General features: G+C 67.5%; 16 protein-coding genes and 1 tRNA gene. 5 read left to right on the top strand and 12 right to left on the bottom strand.

Annotated elements, in window-relative coordinates:
* Positions 1–2 precede the first annotated feature (2 nt).
* Complete coding sequence (locus BJP65_RS12150) at positions 3–809, bottom strand: Cof-type HAD-IIB family hydrolase (RefSeq protein WP_308447281.1); 807 nt, start codon at positions 807–809, stop codon at positions 3–5.
* Between the two features lie 199 nt (positions 810–1,008).
* Here BJP65_RS12150 and zapE point away from each other — a divergent pair, with 199 nt between their 5' ends.
* The gene (gene zapE, locus BJP65_RS12145; protein ID WP_070409994.1) at positions 1,009–2,031 is read left to right on the top strand and encodes a cell division protein ZapE; all 1,023 of its coding nucleotides are present in this window, start codon (positions 1,009–1,011) and stop codon (positions 2,029–2,031) included.
* A 24-nt stretch (positions 2,032–2,055) separates the two neighbouring features.
* On the opposite strand, the gene BJP65_RS16315 is transcribed toward zapE, so the two are convergent.
* On the bottom strand, positions 2,056–2,616 hold the full coding sequence (locus tag BJP65_RS16315; protein WP_258027470.1) for an AAA family ATPase: 561 nt from the start codon (positions 2,614–2,616) through the stop codon (positions 2,056–2,058).
* Between BJP65_RS16315 and BJP65_RS12135 the strand changes: the two genes are divergently transcribed.
* Both BJP65_RS12135 and BJP65_RS12130 read left to right on the top strand, forming a co-directional pair.
* Positions 2,615–3,792 (top strand): IS3 family transposase gene (locus BJP65_RS12135; RefSeq protein ID WP_374754258.1). Its coding sequence is split into 2 segments (ribosomal slippage): positions 2,615–2,881 and positions 2,884–3,792, totalling 1,176 coding nucleotides; the frame shifts between segments, so codons are not numbered across the junction. The genes BJP65_RS16315 and BJP65_RS12135 overlap by 2 nt on opposite strands.
* A 500-nt stretch (positions 3,793–4,292) precedes the next feature.
* Complete coding sequence (locus tag BJP65_RS12130; RefSeq protein WP_055839222.1) at positions 4,293–4,913, top strand: histidine phosphatase family protein; 621 nt, start codon at positions 4,293–4,295, stop codon at positions 4,911–4,913.
* A gap of 173 nt (positions 4,914–5,086) precedes the next feature.
* Here BJP65_RS12130 and BJP65_RS12125 read toward each other — a convergent pair whose 3' ends face one another.
* The 8 genes from BJP65_RS12125 to BJP65_RS12090 all read right to left on the bottom strand — a co-directional run bounded on the left by BJP65_RS12125 (position 5,087) and on the right by BJP65_RS12090 (position 10,746).
* Positions 5,087–5,737: a Pr6Pr family membrane protein gene (locus BJP65_RS12125; protein WP_258027469.1), complete on the bottom strand. Its 651-nt coding sequence runs from the start codon at positions 5,735–5,737 to the stop codon at positions 5,087–5,089.
* A 262-nt stretch (positions 5,738–5,999) separates the two neighbouring features.
* Entirely contained in the window at positions 6,000–6,674 is a 675-nt protein-coding gene (locus BJP65_RS12120; protein ID WP_070409314.1) for a response regulator transcription factor, read from the bottom strand.
* Positions 6,667–7,854, bottom strand: coding sequence for a sensor histidine kinase (locus tag BJP65_RS12115; RefSeq protein ID WP_070409313.1), 1,188 nt, complete (start codon positions 7,852–7,854; stop codon positions 6,667–6,669). Before BJP65_RS12115 ends, BJP65_RS12120 begins: the two co-directional genes overlap by 8 nt.
* A 55-nt stretch (positions 7,855–7,909) precedes the next feature.
* The gene (locus BJP65_RS12110; protein WP_070409312.1) at positions 7,910–8,191 is read right to left on the bottom strand and encodes an SdpI family protein; all 282 of its coding nucleotides are present in this window, start codon (positions 8,189–8,191) and stop codon (positions 7,910–7,912) included.
* A gap of 38 nt (positions 8,192–8,229) precedes the next feature.
* Positions 8,230–9,048, bottom strand: coding sequence for an ABC transporter permease subunit (locus BJP65_RS12105; protein WP_070409311.1), 819 nt, complete (start codon positions 9,046–9,048; stop codon positions 8,230–8,232).
* Between the two features lie 15 nt (positions 9,049–9,063).
* On the bottom strand, positions 9,064–9,330 hold the full coding sequence (locus BJP65_RS12100; RefSeq protein ID WP_070409310.1) for a hypothetical protein: 267 nt from the start codon (positions 9,328–9,330) through the stop codon (positions 9,064–9,066).
* Positions 9,291–9,839 (bottom strand): hypothetical protein, encoded by a 549-nt coding sequence (locus BJP65_RS12095; RefSeq protein ID WP_070409309.1) that lies wholly within the window; start codon positions 9,837–9,839, stop codon positions 9,291–9,293. Before BJP65_RS12095 ends, BJP65_RS12100 begins: the two co-directional genes overlap by 40 nt.
* Complete coding sequence (locus BJP65_RS12090) at positions 9,820–10,746, bottom strand: ATP-binding cassette domain-containing protein (RefSeq protein ID WP_258027468.1); 927 nt, start codon at positions 10,744–10,746, stop codon at positions 9,820–9,822. The genes BJP65_RS12095 and BJP65_RS12090 overlap by 20 nt, the downstream gene beginning before the upstream one ends.
* 500 nt (positions 10,747–11,246) lie before the next feature.
* On the opposite strand from BJP65_RS12090, the gene BJP65_RS12085 reads away from it, so the two are divergent.
* A complete protein-coding gene (locus BJP65_RS12085; protein ID WP_070409307.1) occupies positions 11,247–11,678 on the top strand; it encodes a MarR family winged helix-turn-helix transcriptional regulator in 432 nt (143 codons plus the stop codon).
* Positions 11,679–11,732: 54 nt separating this feature from the next.
* Here the strand turns inward: BJP65_RS12085 and BJP65_RS12080 are convergent, their stop codons facing one another.
* Entirely contained in the window at positions 11,733–13,229 is a 1,497-nt protein-coding gene (locus BJP65_RS12080) for an L-serine ammonia-lyase, iron-sulfur-dependent, subunit alpha (protein ID WP_070409306.1), read from the bottom strand.
* Positions 13,230–13,375: 146 nt separating this feature from the next.
* Between BJP65_RS12080 and BJP65_RS12075 the strand changes: the two genes are divergently transcribed.
* Positions 13,376–13,448, top strand: a tRNA-Arg gene (locus BJP65_RS12075).
* A gap of 133 nt (positions 13,449–13,581) precedes the next feature.
* On the opposite strand, the gene BJP65_RS12070 is transcribed toward BJP65_RS12075, so the two are convergent.
* Positions 13,582–15,897, bottom strand: coding sequence for a hypothetical protein (locus tag BJP65_RS12070; RefSeq protein ID WP_070409305.1), 2,316 nt, complete (start codon positions 15,895–15,897; stop codon positions 13,582–13,584).
* Positions 15,898–15,928 lie beyond the last annotated feature (31 nt).

Below are 15,928 nucleotides of genomic sequence, written 5' to 3'. Positions count from 1 at the left end.
GATCAGCCGGCGAGCAGGTCTTCGATCGTCGTGATCACACCGTGGTCGACGTTCGACGGAGCCCGGTGGCGCGCGCGGGCGACGACGTCGGGGTGGGCGTTGTGCATGGCGAACGACCAGTCGGCGGCATCCAGCATCTCGAGGTCGTTGAGGTAGTCGCCGAACGCGACGGTCTGCGCGGGGGTGACGTCGAGGGCCGCCTGCAGACGGCGCAGGGCGACGCCCTTGTCGACGCCGGGGTTCATGATGTCGACCCAGTGCTGTCCCGAGACGACGACGCGATGGGTCTCGGCGATCTCGTCGAGAGCGCGTCCGACGCTGTCCTCGGCGAGCGCGAAGTCGTACACGGCGATCTTCAGGACGTCGTCGTCGATCGCGAGCACGTCGTCGACGATCTCGAGGGCGGCATAGTAGATCGCGGCCTGGGAGCGGAACGCCTCGTCGGTGCGCTCGATGTAGGCGGAGCGCTTGCCGCACACCACGACGCCGAGATCGTATCCCTCGGCGGAGAGGTGGCGCAGGCGCTGGACGGCCCGCGCCACGACGGCGGGTTCCAGGGCATCGGATGCCACTTCCACCCCCGCTCGTACGACGTAGGCGCCGTTCTCGGCGATGAAGGTCATGGCATCCGCAGCTTCGCCGAAGGTGGCGCGCAGGGTGGCGAGTTGGCGTCCCGACGCGGGCACGAACGTCACGTCACGTTCTTCGAGCCTGGGGAGCAGACCCCAGAGGGTCTCGGGCACGTTCCCGGACGCGTCGAGAAGGGTGCCGTCCATGTCGACGGCGATGAGGCGGATGTCGTGGGGCACGCGGCCATCCTCGCAGGCTCCGGAGCGGGGTACGCGGCGGCCGACCCGGCATCCCGAATGTCCGATGCCACGCACTTTGTCGCTGCTGGCGCTTGATCTCCCGCAGGATTTCGCAGAACAGTTGCATACTCGAATGGGCGCCGCTGCCACCGAACGTGTCAGTAGCCGACGCCAGGTGGTCGTGTGGCACTCTCAAAGAGTGCAATCGAAGGACAGGCTCATTCTTGGCGTCGAGAAAGCGGCAGCCCACGACGGCTTCATTCTCGACGCTCCGCAGCGTGAGCTACTCGAGCGGCTAGCGACTCTCGGGGCAGACCTCGACCGGAGCCCATTGCGTCGATCCTCCCCGCGCAGCCTCTACATCCACGGCGACGCAGGGCGGGGCAAGTCCTGGCTCGCTGACGCCTTCTACGCGGAACTCCCACTGCCCAGGAAGACGCGCCTGCATTTCCATGGATTCTTCGACGAAATACACCGCAGCATCCACGATCACCGAAACGAACGCGATGCAGTCGAGCGCGCGATCGACGACGTTACTCAGAACAGCCGTCTGCTCTTTTTCGACGAGCTCCACGTCCACGATTCCGGAGATGCCCGCCTCCTCACCCGCCTGCTCGATCATGTCTTCCAACGTGGCTTGACTGTTCTCGCGACCTCCAACTATGCCCCGGACGACCTGCTCCCGAATCCGATCTGGCACCACATCTTCGAGCCCGGCATCGCGCTCATCAAGACGCACATGGACGTGTGGAACCTCGCCGGCCCCGTCGACTATCGCAGCATCAATGAAGAGCACAACCACGGCTTCGCTGCCGGCACCTGGACGGTGGCACCCGCCAGTTCCGACGCACTTAAACAGCAGGCCCTCACTGTCGTCAAGGGACGAGCATTCACGGTGACGTCAGTCGATGACGGCGAGTTAGTCGCCACGTTCGACCAGCTGTGCGCGACAGCGACCTCGACGGTCGAGTATCTGGACTGGGCGCGATCCTTCTCCCGGTGGGCCATCACCGACATTCCTTCATTCGGGGCAGTCGACGCCGAGGCTCAGCAGCGCTTCATCAATGTCATCGACGTGCTCGTAGACGCCGACATTCCAGTGCGCTTCTCGTCGACGGTCGATCTGTTCGGCTTCCTCGCGGACGCATCTATACGGCCCGATGCCTTCCGAATGGCAAGCCGCCTCCAGCTCCTCGACACCACTTTCCGATCGAGCCACTGACAACTCGCGTTCCGGATCGCCGCGTCAGTCAGGTGAGTTCAGCTCGACGGCTTGCGCGAGAGGTCCGCGCATCCATCGCTCGACGTCTCGGTTGGACCTCAAACGCACCACCGACAAGCGTGGCAAGTCGGCTTCGAGTTGTGGAACCCGATCGCGATACTTGTGCCGCGTCGATACCGCCCACCGAACGATGTACTCCGGGTCGGTCAGAATCCGGCGGAACGGTGGCTCGATGTTGCCGTTCCAGATCTCCTCGCGACGAAGGCGCCGACGCACGGTACGACGTAACACCCGCGGGAAAGTCGTGGTCCAGAACGGCAGATCGAGCCAGACCAGTAGGTCGGCGTGTGCTGCGAGCAGCGGGCGCGCCGCAGCGTACTGCCACTCCGTGACCCACGCATCCTTGGCCACAAGGTCCGCTACATCATCGAGGAACACCGTTCGGGGCGTCCAGTTCGGCCCATGGAATAGTGCGTCGATCTCCGTATGGGGCACGTTTGCGATCTGACCGATAGGGCGTGAGGAACGAATCGGTGACAACTGATCGTTAGTGCCGGGAGGCGCTGACGGGAAGGATGTCATCATGCCCGGTCCCTATCCCAGAGAGTTCCGCGAGGACGTTGTCGCGGTCGCTCGTCGCCGTGAGAGCGGCGTCACCATCAAACAGATCGCCACCGATTTCGGTATCAGCGAAGCAACGCTGCAGAACTGGCTCCGCCAGGCCGATGTCGAGGAGGGAAACCGTCCCGGTCAGACCGCCGCCGACGCTTCTGAGGCGCGGGAGTTGAAGAAGCGGATCCGGTTGCTCGAGCAGGAGAACGAGGTGCTCCGGAAGGCCGCGGCGTATCTGTCGCAGGCGAATCTGCGCCTCGGTGGCTCCCCAAAATGACGTACCCGCTCGTTGCTGAGCTCGCCGACGCGGGGATCCCCGTGACGGTGTCGTGCCGGGTTCTCAAGCTCGCCCGCCAGCCCTACTACCGGTGGCGAAACGACCCGATCCGCGATGCGGACGTGCTTCGGGCGTATCGGATCAACGCGCTGCACGATGCGCACCACGAGGACCCAACGTTCGGATACCGATACCTCGCCGACGAGGCGCGTCGAGCCGGGTGGCGGATGAGCCGGCGGACGGCGTGGAAGCTGTGCTCGCAATCCGGAATCCTGTCGTCCGCGCAACGCCGGCGCCGCGGGAAGGGCAAGAAGGCCGGCCCGCCCGTGTTCGACGACCACGTGCAACGCGTGTTCCGCGCTGACGCCCCGAACCGGCTCTGGCTCACGGACATCACGGAGCACTGGACGAGCGAAGGCAAGCTCTACTGCTGCGCGATCAAGGACGTGTTCTCCAACCGCATCGTCGGCTACTCGATCTCGGATCGGATGACCGCGAAGCTCGCCGTCAACGCCGTCCGAAACGCCATCGCGCGCCGCGGTGAGGTCGCCGGGTGCATCCTGCACGCCGATAGGGGGAGCCAGTTTCGAAGCAGGGCGATGGCCCGCGAGCTGCGGCGCCACGACATGGTCGGATCGATGGGCCGCGTCGGCGCAGCCGGCGACAACGCGGCTATGGAGAGCTTCTGGTCACTGCTGCAAACGAACGTCCTCAACCAGCAACGGTGGGCCACCAGGCAGGAGCTGCGCCTCGCGATCGTCGTCTGGATCGAGCGAAAGTACCACCGACAGCGAGCCCAGGACACCCTCGGCGGCTTGACGCCCATCGAGTTCGAGGCCAAGCTAACCGAGCCGCTGACGCTCGCGGCCTAAACCCAACCTGTCACCAGTTCGTTCCTCACGCCCTCGGACAGTTCGGCGGGCACTACCGGTGTCAGATCCAACGCGTAGCCTCTCGATCGAGGACAGCGAGCCTGACAATGCCACCTCGGTGTGGTGCTCACTCCGGAACGTAGAACTCTGATCCGCCGGTCCGGGGCGGCGCGCCGGTCTACTGACAAACTTTTGGCAACGGGGACAAGGTTTTGGCGCTATGGACAAAGTTCTTGGCAGCACTGACAAAGTTCTGGCAATCGGACACCGAACCTGGGAAAACTATGAATAACAGAATCATCACGGCCGACTCTTCCGCTCCGTTACCCCACCGTTATAGAGTGCTCACACGGTAGTTGTTTTGCTGTGGCAGCTACCGACATGTGATTGCAGGACACTCTGGTGCAGGAAAGGGCCGGTCGGGTTTTCTCGACCGGCCCTTCGTCCTTTCCCGGGTCGCGGCGTTCCCGCGACCACTCCGCACGCGCGAGGATGGTTCCGTGAAGGACGACGACCTGACCGAACCCGACGGACGCCTCGTTCTGGTGCGCCACGGCGAGACCGAGTGGAGCCGCACCGGTCGCCACACCGGGCTCACCGACATCCCGCTCACCGAGACCGGCGCATACAAGGCCGAGCTCGCGGGCACCCTGCTGGCGACCCGCCGGTACGACCTCGTGCTCACGAGCCCCCTCGAGCGCGCCGTCGAAACCGCGCGGCGGGCGGGCTTCCCGCGGGCGCAGCACGAGCCCCGCCTGGTCGAGTGGGATTACGGCGCTTACGAGGGCCTCACCACGCCCGAGATCATCGAGCAGCTCGGCCGCCCCTGGACCATTTGGCAGTCGGGGGCGCCGGCCGGCGCGACCCCCGGCGAGAGCATCGAGCAGGTGACCGCACGCGCGGCGTCGCTTCTCGACGAGCTCCGCCCCCGCGTGCGCGCCGGCGAACAGGTTCTGCTCTTCTCGCACTCGCACTTCCTGCGTGCGCTGGCCGGCGTCTGGCTCGGGCTCACCGCCGCCGGCGGTCGCTACTTCGTGCTCGGCACCTCCGCGGTCAGCGAACTCGGCTTCGAGCACGGCTCCGAGGTCATCACGCAGTGGAACCACGTGCGCGGACGCTGACCCCGGCCTCCCGGCATCCGGTCTCGACGATGCCGTGCGCATCTCGGCGATCCGACGAGTGCAATCGGAGTCCTCGGTCCGGCGCGATTCCGGATGCCGAGCCCTCGGCGTCGCGCCACCGCGCACCCCGGACGGAGTGACAGCGGACGCGTGAGCCGTCGCCCGCCCGTCCGCTAGTCACGGGTCGGTACGGCGCGCAGGACGACGCCGGGTACGCGCGAGCCCGCCCACGCAACGGCGCCGGCCACGACGAGCGCGAGGAGGATCCCGATCGAATGCCCGGCGAGAGACCCGACGCCCCGCTCCGGCAGCAGGAACCCATACGGCACCCAGCCGTCCGTGGCTCCGCGGATGAGGACGACAGTCAGCCAGGCAAGCGGGTAGGGGAGGACGATCCACAACCTCCCCCACGACAGAGGGCGACGGTCTCCGACGATCAGCCAGTCGACCAGGACGAAGAGAGGGAAGAACACGTGCAGGATCGCGCTCACCCAGGCGGGCGCCGATCCCGTCCCCGGCACGAGCACGTTGTACACCGCGGCGACCACGATGAGGCACGCCACGGCGACGGCTCGTGCGCTCGTCAGCCAGCGCGGCGCGGGACGGCCGGAAACCATGAGAGCCCCCGTCGCGATGAGCACGCCGCTCGTGAGCAGGCTGGTCTGGTTCGTGAAGTAGCCGAAGTAGTCGAAGGGATTGTCGTCTCCGACGGCGACGCGTCCCGCGAAGGTGAGGAGGAGGACTCCCACGACGGCGACGGCAACCAGGATGCGCGTCCACCCGATGACGAGCATCACGCGACGATCGGCAACGGACGAAGACACGTCAAGCAGCCTAAAGAAGCTCCGGTCGAACGACGGAATCTCGTCAATGGTGATCACGCGGGTACCTCGTGCGCCTCACTGTCCGATGACAGTCATACTGTAGTTTTCGCCAGTGATTCTGTGGTTGGGATCCTCAGGATCCCGGCAAGTGGGGTCGTCCCGCTTTCCTACGCGACGCTTGTTCAGTGCTTCCGCGAGATGGCACAACCTCCCACGGCTCCATACATCCGGTCGAGCGCCAGTTGCGAGACCGTGAAGCTGCTCACATCGCAGCGCCCCCGATAGGAAGTCCGAGTTGGTGGGCAAGGATGATGGCCTGTACGCGGTCACGGAGGTCGAGCTTGGCGAAGATGCGGTTGATGTGCGTCTTGACCGTCGTAGGTGACAGGTGCAGCATCGCGCTGATCTCGCCGTTGGAGAGCCCAAGCGCGATCGCGTCGAACACGTCACGCTCTCGGGGAGAAAGGGCCGACAGAGCCTCACCGGCCGAGGCGGGCTGATCGCGACCCGTGTAAGCGTCGATGAGTTGCCGGGTGATGCGCGGGGTCACGATAGCGTCTCCGCGGGCGACGACGCGCACAGCGTCGACGAGTGCTTGGTGTGTGGCGGTCTTGACGAGGAAGGCGCTGGCTCCAGCACGGAGAGCACCGAAAGCGTACTCGTCCAGATCGAAGGTGGTCAGCACGATCACGCGGCTACGCAACCCGCGGTCGAGGATGCCGCGCGTGGCCTGAATGCCGTCCATGCCCGGCATCCGCACGTCCATCAGAACGATGTCAGGTTTGAGCTCGGCCGCACGCTGCATGGCCTCGTTGCCGTCGGCGGCTTCACCGATGACACGGATTCCGGGCGCGGAGTCGAGCACGAGCGAATTGCCCTCCCGGGCGAGCGGTTGGTCGTCCACGACGAGCACGGTGATGTCCGACGATTCAGACATCCGAACCTCCGATGCTGAGGGTGGCACGTGTGCGCCAGCCGCGGCCGGGCAGCGGGCCTGTTGTGCTGTGTCCGCCGTGGCTGCGCGCCCGCTCGCTGATGCCCGTCAGTCCGTGCCCGACCTTCGACTCAGAATGAGTGGGCATTCCATCGTCGATCACCTCGACGGTGACCTCGTCGTCGGCCACGGTGACGGTCACTGTGGCTATGCTCGCGCCGGTCGCGTGGCGGAGGGTATTCGTGAGGGCTTCCTGCACGATGCGGTAGACCGCCATCCGCAGCCCCGGGTCCTCGGGCAGCGGGCGCCCCTGTTCGGTCAGCTGCACGGGCAGGTCGGCATCTCGGTACGTTGTGGCGAGTTCTTCCAAGGTGGGCATGTTCAGGCCAGACTCGTGCAGGCTGTCGTCCAGTTCGGCGTCGGCGCCCCGGAGGATGTTCAGGACACGGTGGATGTCGGTGAGGGCGTCCTGGCCGACGATGCTGATCTTCGCGACCGCGGCGCGCGCCCGCGCGGGATGGGCCTCCCAGCCAGCGTCGGCACCGTTGGCGAGGGCAACCATGACTGAGATGGAGTGCCCCACCACGTCGTGCATCTCGGCAGCGATCCGCGCGCGTTCTAGAGCGGCGGCGTTCTCGATGCGCTCGTTCACGAGCTGGTCGAGCGCGACGCGGCGCTCACGGCGGCCCCGCACGATAAGTCCGATGACCAGGGCGATGAGGGCGAACGGGTCGAGAATCGCGACGAGCGGCGGGGTCGTGCCGCTCAGTGAGTACGGGATCGTCGCGAGTGCTGTCGCGCCGGCACCTACGCCGTAACCGATCAAGGCGCGGGTCGGGGGCTGAAGGGAGGCGACGGTGTACAGGGCGAAAGCGAACGGGATCATCGGGTACCCGAATCCCGGCTGTGCGAGCGGACTCGCAGCGCAGGAGATCGCGACGACGAAAAGCACCGTGAGCGGCCACCGACGACGCATCAGCAACGCTGCGGCTGTGATCGCCAGCAGCGGGTATCCCCACCATGTGGCATCGCCCGCCCGGTAGATCATCGCGATCAGATGCGGGACGCACGCGATGAGCACCACGACGACATCGACCATGACCGGATGCCGTTGCAACCACACCAACGGCGGCCACAGCGGACGCTGCAAGTCGGCGAGACGCACACTCGAGCTCTCGGTCATGTCCGGCCTCCTCTCGCCCGTTGGCGTGTCGATCACGATGCTCGACACGTGGTGTCTATCCAGTCTGCGTGAGATGACTGCGCAGCGCCCTCTGCGCGAAGACCCCTCCGACGATCAGCGCCGCCAAGAGCGCGACGATCCCGCCCGTCATCACGGGTCCGACCAGCCCTGCGGCGTCCGCGAGAGCCATGACGAGCGCGGCCACACCGGACACCGTCAGCAGGAGACCACCCCCGATCAGGAAGGGAGCGTATCCGCGGTGCGCAGCGTCCCAGGCGTCCGTGCTGCTCAGCGCCGCGCGGGTGCGGCAGCGCGATCGCTGGGCCGAGGAAATCAAGGATGGATGGTGACACAGTGTTCTCCTGTTCGTTTGCTTTAGGCGTCTCGCGCGCGGAGCATGACGGCGGCTGCCACCCACAGCACAGCGACCCAGCCCAGCAGCACGAGGTAGCCCTGCCAGGGCTGCAGCGGCGCGGTTGTCTCCAGATCCGAGATAAGCATCCGGCCCGCGGTGGTCGGGAAGTACGCGGCCGCGTCGCGGATCACCTGGACGGGGATGGAGGCGACGACGGAGGGCAGGATCGTGACCAGCGGGAGGGTGACGGCGAGCCCTGCGACCACGTTGCGCAGCAGTATCCCGATCGCGGTCGCCAACGCGGCGATCGCGGCGAGATACGCACCCGACCCGAATGCCAGGACCACCCCCGTTGGCAGATCGATCGGATAGTCGATCCCCGCGGCGGGCAGGAACGTAAGCGGGATGCTCAACGCCAGTCCCGCGCCGACCGTGCCGACCCCGAACCCGAGAACCGCGGCCGCGATCGTCTTGGCGGCTAGCACCGGCAGCCGGGTCGGGGCGGCCAGCAGTGAGACTTTGATCTGTCCCGACCCATACTCGCCGGTGACCGCGAGCACAGCGATGACGGCAATGAGCACTTGGGCCCACAGCACACTGTCTACGAACTGCATCGGGCGCGCCTCGATGAGCTGCCCGGCGAACCGCGGGTCGGTCAACCGCGATACCAACGCCAGCCCTTGCAGTACCCCGGAACCGACGACCATGACGAACGCCACGGCGGCAAGAATCCAGTTCGAGCGCAGGGTGGTCAGTTTCACCGTCTCGGAGGCCACCGCCCCCACGAGCGCGGGTCGACCGTGTCCCAGAGACGGGGCGGCGACGCTGATGACAGACATGGAGGTTTCCTTTCGTCACACGTCGCGGGCGCGCAACAAGCCGCCCGCGATGAGGGTTGCGGCGGCTGCCCACGCCAGCAGCACGAGATATCCGCCCCACCAGGACAAGGAGGCGTCGGGGTTGTCGGGGAGGAACACGAGCTGTCCCGCCGGGGTCGGCAGCCAGGCTGCGGTGCGCTGAACCCATTCGATCGGGATCAGGGTCACCATCAGCGGGGCCACCGTCAGCAGCACCGCCACGGTCAGCAGCGCGCCGACAAGATTGCGGACGATCGCGGCCACCGCGACCGACAGCGCCGCGATCGCCGCAAGGTAAAGGCCTGCACCTGCCACTGCCCGCACCGCGGCCCATACATCTGGAGGCACATCCAGCAGCAGCGCGTTTCCCCGAACGCGATCGCGGCCCCCGCGATACCTGCCAGCCCGGCGGGCACAGCGATGGCGAGCTGCTTGCCGAGCAGAACAGGGATGCGGGTCGGCACGGCCAGGAACGTCACTCGAGCCGAACCGGACGAGTATTCCGACGCGAAGAACACCACGGCGGGTACCGCCACCAACAATTGCACCCACGACATGCTCCCCAACACATCCTGGGCAGCGACCCCGGCAGACAACCCCGAGTCAGCACGGGCGGCGAGAGCCGGCAGTACGCCCATCACGGCCAGACCGACGACGACTGCACCGAACACCGGGAGGTTCGAGCGCAGCGTGACGAACTTGATCCACTCGCTGCGTAGCACCCTGCCGAAGCTGACCCGCCCGACCGCCAGGTCAGGAGATGTCGTCGTCACGGCTGCTCGCGCCCGTCGCTTCGTACTCCACCGCGCCGCGAGTGAGTTCTCTGTACGCTTCCTCGAGTGTGCGCCCCACCGGCGTCACCTCAAAGAGCACAATGTCGTGCTCGGCCGCGATACGGGCAATATCCTCCGCCTCGAGACCGCCGACATCCATTGTGTCGTCGCCGCGGACGACGAACGTTCCGCCCGCGCGCGTCAGAATCAGTTTCAGTGCGTTCAGTCCGTCCGTGCGCACTCGCACCGACGTACCGTGCGTCAGCGCGTCGACCGGGGTATCGGCGAGGATGCGACCCCGCCCGATCACGATCACATGCGAGGCGACCAGCGCCAGCTCGGTCAGGAGATGCGATGACAAGAAAACTGTTCGCCCCTCGGCCGCGAGACCGCGCAGCAGTTCCCGCATCCAGGTCACCCCGTCTGGATCAAGACCGTTCACCGGCTCATCCAGAATCAGCGTGCCCGGATCGCCGAGCAACGCGACAGCGATCCCGACCCGCTGCGACATCCCCAGCGAGAAGCTGCCCACCCGTTTGCGGGCGACCGACGTGAGCCCGGCCAGGTCGATCACCTCGTCTACCCTCGCCCGCCCGATCCCGTGGGTGGCGGCGACCGCGCGCAGATGATTGACAGCCGTGCGGGAGCGATGCGCTGACTTCGCATCCAGCAGTGCGCCGACCTGACGAAGCGGCAACCGCAAGCCGGCGTACCGCTGTCCGTCGATCAACGCCTCACCCGACGAGGGCCGGTCCAACCCGACCATCAGCCGCATCGTCGTGGACTTTCCCGCGCCGTTCGGCCCGAGAAACCCGGTTACTCGCCCGCCCTGTACCTCGAACGACGCATCATTCACCGCCGACTTGCTGCCGTATCTCTTACTCAAGGAACGAACCTCGATCGCCACAGAAGCCTCCATCCATCGCTTGTCACTCGACGGTACGGACGACACGATGAAGCCGACTACCAACCACGGGTTGATCCTCCTTAGCAGCGTGACACCACACAGAGCGCTGGGAACGGTGAACCGTCCCCGGTCCTGTGCCGGTCTTAGGCGGGCGCAAGGACCATGTCCATGACCTGAAGACCGAAAGCCAATCGCTGCCTATCGCGAGACCCGCCCACAGAATCAATGGCACGGACGACAGGATCACTGTCATCGGACACCGGCGCGCGATGCGATCACGAAAAGATAACGGCGAACTCTTCCCTTCCGTTATCTCGTCGTTATAGAGTGCTCGCACGGTAGTTGTTTTGCTGTGGCAGCTACCGACATGTGATTGCAGGACACTCTTGGTGCAGGGACAAGGGCCGGTCGGAAGCCTCTCCGACCGGCCCTTACTCTTTGTCCACAGGAGGGGCCCGAGAGCGCGTCCTCCCGAGGCGTCCTCCCTCTACGCTGAATGCATGACCGATCGACGTCTCGCCGTGCAGGCATGGGAGAGCCTCTTCCGCGCACAGCACGAGGTGTTCGAAGACATCCGGTCCGACTTCGACAGCACCGAGCTGACGCAGGCCGAGTACGACGTGCTCCTCACCGTCACGCGGTCACCGCGCATGACGGCACGCCTGCGCGACGTCACGGGCAACATGCTCATCAGCCAGCCGAGCGTGTCACGCCTGGTCGAGCGCATGGTCACGCGAGGCCTGCTCACCAAGTGCGCCGACCCCGAAGACGGTCGAGGCTCGCTCGTGACCGCCACCGAAGCCGGCGCCGTCACGTTCCGGGGCATCGCCGCCGCCCACGGCCGCTCGATCGCCGCGCGCATGGCGCGCCTCGACAACGACGAGCTCGCCCAGCTGCAGGCGCTCACCGCGAAACTGCGCGCCCCCGCCTGACGACGGCCTCCTGGCCGGTCCGCGGGCGCGCGGCGACCAGCCGAGCCGCGTGCGTCAGCACTCGATGACGTTGACCGCCAGGCCGCCCTCGCTGGTCTCTTTGTACTTCGTCGACATGTCGATGCCGGTCTGGCGCATGGTCTCGACCACCGCGTCGAGCGAGACGTAGTGCGAGCCGTCGCCGCGCAGCGCGAGCCGCGCCGCGGTGACCGCCGTCGACGCGGCGATGGCGTTGCGCTCGATGCAGGGGATCTGCACGAGCCCACCCACCGGATCGCACGTCAGGCCCAGATGGTGCTCCATCGCGATCTCGGCCGCGTTCTCGATCTGCCGGTTCGTCCCACCCATGACGGCGGTGAGACCACCCGCGGCCATCGCGCACGCGGAGCCGACTTCGGCCTGGCACCCGCCCTCGGCGCCCGAGATCGACGCGTTGGCTTTGAAGAGCGAGCCGAGCGCCGTCGCGGTGAGCAGGAAGCGTCGAATGCCACGGCGACGGTTCGCCTCGGCCACGTCACCGTCGTCCCACGCGGCGACCTCGCCGCGGGTGACAGCGTGGCCGTCGTACCCGAGAAGAGCGCTGCCCACCAGCTCGCCGTAGGGGGTCACGGCGTTGCCCGCCCCCAGTCCCGAGTCGGCGAGGAAACGCCACCAGTACATCGCCACCGCCGGAAGGATTCCAGCCGCGCCGTTCGTGGGCGCCGTCACGACTCGACCACCGGCCGCGTTCTCTTCGTTCACGGCAAGCGCGAACGCCCCGAGCCACTCCCCCGGCAACTCTCGATGACCCTCGGCCTCGATGGCATCCAGCTGTCCTCGGATGACGGCGGCTCGGCGCTTGACCTTCAGGATGCCGGGGAGCACCCCGTCGTTGCGCAGGCCGGCGTCGACGCAGGTGGCCATGGCGTCCCAGATGCGGTCGAGGCCCGCGGCGATCTCGTCGTCGGAGCGCAGGGCCGCTTCGTTGAGGCGCGCGGCTTCGGCGATGGTGATGCCGCGCTCGTCGCACAGCTCGATCAGGGTGGCCGCGTCGTCGAAGGCGAGCGGCATGGGCGCGGCCGCGACAGCCGACGGTTCGCCCTCGCGGCGGATGAAGCCCCCGCCGATCGAGTAGAACGTCTCCTCGACGAGGACGACCCCGTCGGCGTCGCGCGCGACGAGGGTGAGGGCGTTGGGATGCCCGGGAAGGCGCGTCCGGGGCACGAGGGCGACATCGCTCTTCGCGAACGGGATCTCATGCTCGCCGGCGAGGCGGAGGGAACGCCCGTCGGGCCAGTCCGACCACGCGCGGCGGACGGCATCCGGATCCACGGTCTCGGGCTCGAGGCCCTGCAGGCCCGCCACGACGGCGTCGGGGGTGCCATGGCCGATGCCGGTCGCACCGAGCGATCCGTAGAGCGCGCACGAGACGGATGCCACCCGCTCGAGGATGCCGTGAGCGCGCAGCCGGGCGGCGAAATCGACGGCCGCGCGCATGGGGCCGACGGTGTGGGAGCTCGAGGGTCCGATCCCGATGGAGAACAGCTCGAACGCGGAGACGTAGGCGCTCATGTCGCCAGCGTACGTGTCCCGTCCGACACCGTGTGGTCACCTGTGCGCCACGCCCGGGATGCACGCCGTTCGGGGCCGATTAGACGTGCCCCGGGGTCGCGGCTATGCTTGACCACGGCCTGCGCGCCGTTTCGCGCGGAGGCCCTGCGCCCGTAGCTCAATGGATAGAGCATCTGACTACGGATCAGAAGGTTAGGGGTTCGAGTCCCTTCGGGCGCACACTGTGTTGAGACAGTAGAGGTCCGGTCCGGAAGAAATTCCGACCGGGCCTTGTCTCGTTTTCGGGCGGAGACGATCCGCCGCCGCGATGCGGTGCTGCTCTCCCTGCCTCGCGGAGAGAGCAGGACCGGCCTCAGATCGTCGTCCGGCGCCTCCGCGGGGACAGCAGAACGCCGGCGGCGATGATCGCCCCCGCGACGGGAACAAGCCCGAGCCACACCACGGCGCCGCTCTGGGCGAGCCCGCTCGGACGGCCGGGGGCGGCCGACGCGGTCGGGTCAGCGGAGGCCGTCGGCTCCGGCGAGACGCTCGGCTCCGGCGAGACGCTCGGCTCCGGCGAGACGCTCGGCTCCGGCGACGCCGTCGGATCCGGCGACGCCGTCGGCTGCGGAGACACCGTCGGCTGCGGCGCGGGGTCGTTCATCGCGGCGGTCATCGTCGCGAACCACTGCCACGGTGCCGATGCACCGCCCGGAAGGGCCCCGGCGTATTCGTCCCCCCGGACTCCGCCGAACCGCGGCTCGGCAGCGACGATGTCCTGGAGCGATCGAGCGAGCTCGTCGGGCGAGGTGAACGCGCTTCCCGCGGGGCAGAGAGCGGGCGAGGTGCTGGCCGACAGGACGACCTTCTCGGGTGGCATCCCCAGTTGGGCGACCAACCGGCGGTAGCCGTCGCCGGTCACCACGGCGTCGCAGGCGAGGCGAAGGGCGAACCACGCCACGTCGTCGCCGCGCGCCGCCGCGACGGCGGGATAGTCGGGAGCCGAGTCGCTTGCTCCCGCGAACGCCGCCTCGTCACCGACGAGCGACACGGTGGACAGCGGGCCGAGGTCACGGCGCAGAGCGTCGACCAGTCGCACGATCATGCCCGTGTCGAGGTCCGTGCGGATGTCGAGCTCGACGGCGTCGAACGAGTTCATCTGCAGATACCCGCGGAGGTTTCCGTAGTAGCGGTCGAAGTCCCGGCTCAGCACCGACCAGATCGACGCGGATTCGCCGCCGAGGGTCACGACGACGGGAATCCCGGCGGCACGGAGCTCGGCGAGCTCGGCCCGTGCGTCCGGGTCGGTGTCGGCGAAGAAGGGCTCTCCATTCCGCAGGAACGCGCCGTCGTCCCTCAGGTCGAACGTGCCGAAGGCGACGGCATCCACTCCCGTGCCGCGGGTGACGAGGTCATCGAGCGGGATGACCTCGTCACCGTCGTTCGTGGTCCGGTACGTGGCGATCGTCTTCGTGGCGGTCACGGGCCGCGGAGTGATCGACGACGCGTCCACCCGTACGACATCGACGTCGGCGCCCGTGCTGTCCACGTGGATCGAGACGCCCGTCGCGGCATCCGTGTACGTCTCGCCGAGGCGCAGCGGGGCGTCCAGCAGCGTCGCCTCATTCCGGACGTCGGGATGCCGGCCATCGGCGAACTCGACCTGGATCGGGCCGTCGCCCGTCGTGCGAGACACGTCGACGGTGGACACGAGGACGCCCTCGTGGGGAATGCCGACGTCCCACTTCTCGGCGCGCCGGGACTCGACGGTCAGCACGCGCGAGGCGTCGAGACGCACCGCGGCGAGCAGGGTCGGGCCGTCGGACTGCACCGGCGACAGAGACACGGTGCGCGTCTCACCGGGCAGCACGCAGGCGACCTGTGCGTCGCTCGCCCAGCCGAGCATCCATCGGTGCCAGGCGAAGTACGCATGCCCCGGACCGATCGTCGAGCCCATCAGGTCCCACGGTCCGGTCCATCGCGTCGACGGCGCCCCGTCATTCGACGTGTCGTACAGGTCGGGCAGACCGAGGACGTGACCCATCTCGTGCGTGGGCACCCAATGGCCGCCCCCGTTGAGATCGACCTGCCGCAGCAGCGCCCCGTGCGTCAGAGTGCGTCCGTCAGCCACCACCCCGTAGTCGTTGCCCGCGTGAGAGCGGAAGGCGTCACGCGGGGTCTTCGTCGTCCAGACCACCCAGACCACGTCGACGGTCGAGAAGTCGACGACGTCGTCGGTGGCGGCGACGGCACTCGCGAGATCCTGCTGACCCTCTTCCCACTCGGCAGACGATCCGGCCAACCGCGTCCACTCGGGATGCGACCGTCTCTGAAGGGTCAGCGCGCCGCGCGAAGCATCGTCGAGCGCCTTCACCGAGACGTCGAGGGTCTCCTCGATCCCGGGGATCTCCCGAGGGTCTCCGGGCGCATCGTCGAAGTCGACGTACAGCGTCGCGACCACCGGGGAACCCGAGGGGGGAAGCGCGTTCGCCGGCAGGGGGAATCCCTCCCGAAGCGGGCTGTCCCCCGCCGGCGCACGGCACGCGGCAACCTCGGATGCCGACGGCGTATCGACCGCCGACGCGGCCGTGGCCACGCCGCTCAGCATGAGGGCGCTCGCCGTGAACGCCAGCGTCGCGAGGATGGTCAGGAATCGAGAGGGGCGACGCGGATGTCCCAGCGGTTTCACGGGCGAAGCTTATCGACTCGAGAAAGCGCGT

Source organism: Microbacterium sp. BH-3-3-3, from assembly GCF_001792815.1.
In the GTDB taxonomy this organism is placed as follows: domain Bacteria; phylum Actinomycetota; class Actinomycetes; order Actinomycetales; family Microbacteriaceae; genus Microbacterium.
Note: the sequence above shows the minus strand (reverse complement) of the source record. Positions and strands in the feature narration are given on the sequence as shown.